This is a genomic window from Bacillus sp. 05T22 (assembly GCF_056396765.1).
The window spans coordinates 1-2,696 of record NZ_JBFTMC010000214.1 but is presented as its reverse complement, the minus strand read 5'-3'; the positions used below and the strand labels follow the sequence as shown (position 1 = coordinate 2,696).

Here is a 2,696-nt window from a genome sequence, read left to right as displayed (position 1 = left end):
GCTATTAGCAACTGTTATGTACCAATTATTTGGGACAAGCGGTAATATTTTGCTAAGTGTCGCAATTATATTTGCTTGCTTAACGACAGCTATTGGTGTAGTCAGTGCATTTGCCAACTATTTCACAACCGTATTAACAAATGTTTCTTATAAAAAGCTTGTATTATATGTTTGTATTTTTAGCTTTATTGTTTCCAATCTAGGACTCAGCTTATTAATCAAAATTACGTTACCTGTGTTAATCATTCTTTATCCAATTACAATCATCTTAATTTTTGTATCATTTATTGATAAATATACAAAGCGTAAACCATCTGTATACATCGGTGCAATGATCGCTGCATTCATCATTAGCTGTATTCATGCTCTTGATAATATGGGAATGATGCCAGCTGCTATTACATCTATTGCAAGCACAATTCCTTTGTATAAATTGGGAATCGGTTGGATTGTCCCAGCAATTATTGGGGGTATTGTCGGATACTTTATCCCGCAAGCACAAATGGAAGGTGAAGTTTCTACTAAATAAAAAGAAGCAAGCATTACACAAAATGCTTGCTTCTTTTTCATTTTCTATCACTTAATACAATGTTTGTATAAGAACGAACGGTTAACATGTAATAACAGTTTCCTAGGCTCTTTACATCGTATGTTTAAATGTAAATAACTCTTCTTTAGGAAGTGAAATAGACTTTACTTCTTCTACTTCTTCGTCTTTGTTCATTTCTCCTAACCTTACTTTTGCTATCGCATCCTCTATACTTCTTACAATCATATTCCCTGAGAAGATAGTGAGTCCAAAAAAAGTAATTGGTACGAGCGGGATCCATGGATGCACTGATAGAGAGCGAAAGTATACACCTATTAAACCAGACCATTCATGCGTATAAGAATCTAGTTCTTTTATCATACCTCCAAACCCTACGGTCCCTCCAAAAAACACTTCAAGTAATCCTAGATGTAGAAAGATAATAAGTGTTTGAATAAATTGTTGCATCAATACAAGTACAAACGTCATATATAAGTGTGGAAACAGATGTTTCACAACAATACGCCTTCTACTTCCGCCTAATATACGAGCAGCATCTATAAACTCTTCCTTTTGTAATTTCCGCACTTCATTTGCAACATAAAGAGAAATTGTCGGAACCGCCAGAGCAACAAGCAATATGACTTGAAATGATGCTCTCTCAAAGAAACTAGTCGTCTCTTCTCCATTCACAAAACTAGTTGCAAACTGAAGAAAGAAATATGCAATCATAACAGTTGGAATAACTGTAAAGCTATCAAAAAACGCTTCAATTTTTGAAAACCCTCTTTTTACATAAGTTCCTAATATAACACCAAAAAAGACACCTAAAACCACCCGCATCATCGCAATAAAAGCGGATATACCAATAGTCCACTTCGCCCCTTCAATGACTAAATGTAAAAGATCATAACCTTTTCGATCTGTTCCTAATAAAAATTTTGATGAAGGCGAAAATGGTGGAGCTTCTACATTTCCTTGCGCGTCATATTGCAGCGAAACTTGGCGAATATGCCCTCCATTCCACAATGTATTCCCAATGCTAAGTCCAACTAACACGACAAGAAATAAAATACTAAACCAAAACTTTTTATCACGCTTTATATATTTCCACATCTCTTACGCCCTCTCTTTCATCGCATCTGGAACGAAATAATGAAATGACTTAAATAGAACAAAGATCGGGATATAAATAAGTAAGATGCTCATTGTAAAAACTTCAATCGGTTGATAATTTTTAATGAATACAAAAATACCATGTGTGTTAAAAAGCCATTCTATAATATACAAATTTGATAACATAAACCAAATATTTGTTTTCGCAAAAAACAATGTACTAAGCAACACATTCCGCAATACATGACGATTTAAAATATAGAAACGATCAAACCCTTTCGCCCGTGCAAATAAAACATAATCCTTTTCTAATTCTGTTTCAAAGCGAAGTAGTAACAACTTTACAAACATAATCGTAGTGGGAATACTTAAACAAATAATAGGTAAACCCCGAATGGATTCTCCACTTAACGCAGCAATTTTGACAGGTAAAAACCCTGTCTTTTGAAAAAACCATACGACAAGAATTTGCGATCCGATAATAAGAAGAATGTCTGGGATGGACTCAAGAAAAAGCAGAAATGTTTTAATGCGCCGCTGTATATGCGAACGACTTCTCATCATCATATATACAATGCAGAAAGCTATACATAATGAAATAAAAAATGAAGCTAAAAAAATAATCATCGTTTCTTTATAATGAATAAATAATTGTGGAAATAACGGTCGATTCATCCCATACGTTAAGTTTGGAACATCTATCAGTTTCATAACTGACATCTTTAAAGCCTGTACATACTGTGAAAAATTAATATGTAATCCTTCGAATAGTTTTGGAAGAGCACCTAAACAAATAATACCAATAACAGAAAGAATAAATTGCACTGTAATCTCTATTCCATTTGAAATCACCTTTCTTGTCATTTTCCCCCTTCTCTCTATACAAATTTCCATTCTATTGATACTCCGCTTTATTTTATAAATAATTTTCAGAATTGTAAATATTTTCTGCGAAAAAAGAATCACTAGATTATGATCCCAGTGATTCTTTATGCACGCGTTTTTCATTTCTAACAAATGGCATATACAATAATAAGCACCCTATAAACGC

General features: G+C 33.5%; 2 protein-coding genes and 1 pseudogene. 1 reads left to right on the top strand and 2 read right to left on the bottom strand.

Going from position 1 to position 2,696, the window contains the following annotated elements; genetic code table 11:
• Window positions 1-529, top strand: a pseudogene (gene brnQ2, locus AC1DIT_RS27825) (branched-chain amino acid transport system II carrier protein BrnQ2); the annotation flags it as partial.
• 111 nt (window positions 530-640) lie between these two features.
• On the opposite strand, the gene AC1DIT_RS27820 reads toward brnQ2, so the two are convergent.
• Together AC1DIT_RS27820 and AC1DIT_RS27815 are read right to left on the bottom strand one after the other, a co-directional pair.
• Window positions 641-1,645 carry an ABC transporter permease gene (locus AC1DIT_RS27820; RefSeq protein WP_016113224.1) on the bottom strand — a complete coding sequence of 335 codons (1,005 nt, stop codon included), beginning with the start codon at window positions 1,643-1,645 and terminating at the stop codon, window positions 641-643.
• Window positions 1,646-1,648: 3 nt separating this feature from the next.
• Complete coding sequence (locus AC1DIT_RS27815; protein ID WP_016113223.1) at window positions 1,649-2,509, bottom strand: ABC transporter permease subunit; 861 nt, start codon at window positions 2,507-2,509, stop codon at window positions 1,649-1,651.
• Between the last annotated feature and the right edge of the window lie 187 nt (window positions 2,510-2,696).

Bases quoted from the DNA above. Each gene is read 5' to 3' on its own strand.
- AC1DIT_RS27815 (WP_016113223.1), bottom strand. From the start codon at position 2,509: ATGACAAGAAAGGTGATTTCAAATGGAATAGAGATTACAGTGCAATTT.
- AC1DIT_RS27820 (WP_016113224.1), bottom strand. From the start codon at position 1,645: ATGTGGAAATATATAAAGCGTGATAAAAAGTTTTGGTTTAGTATTTTA.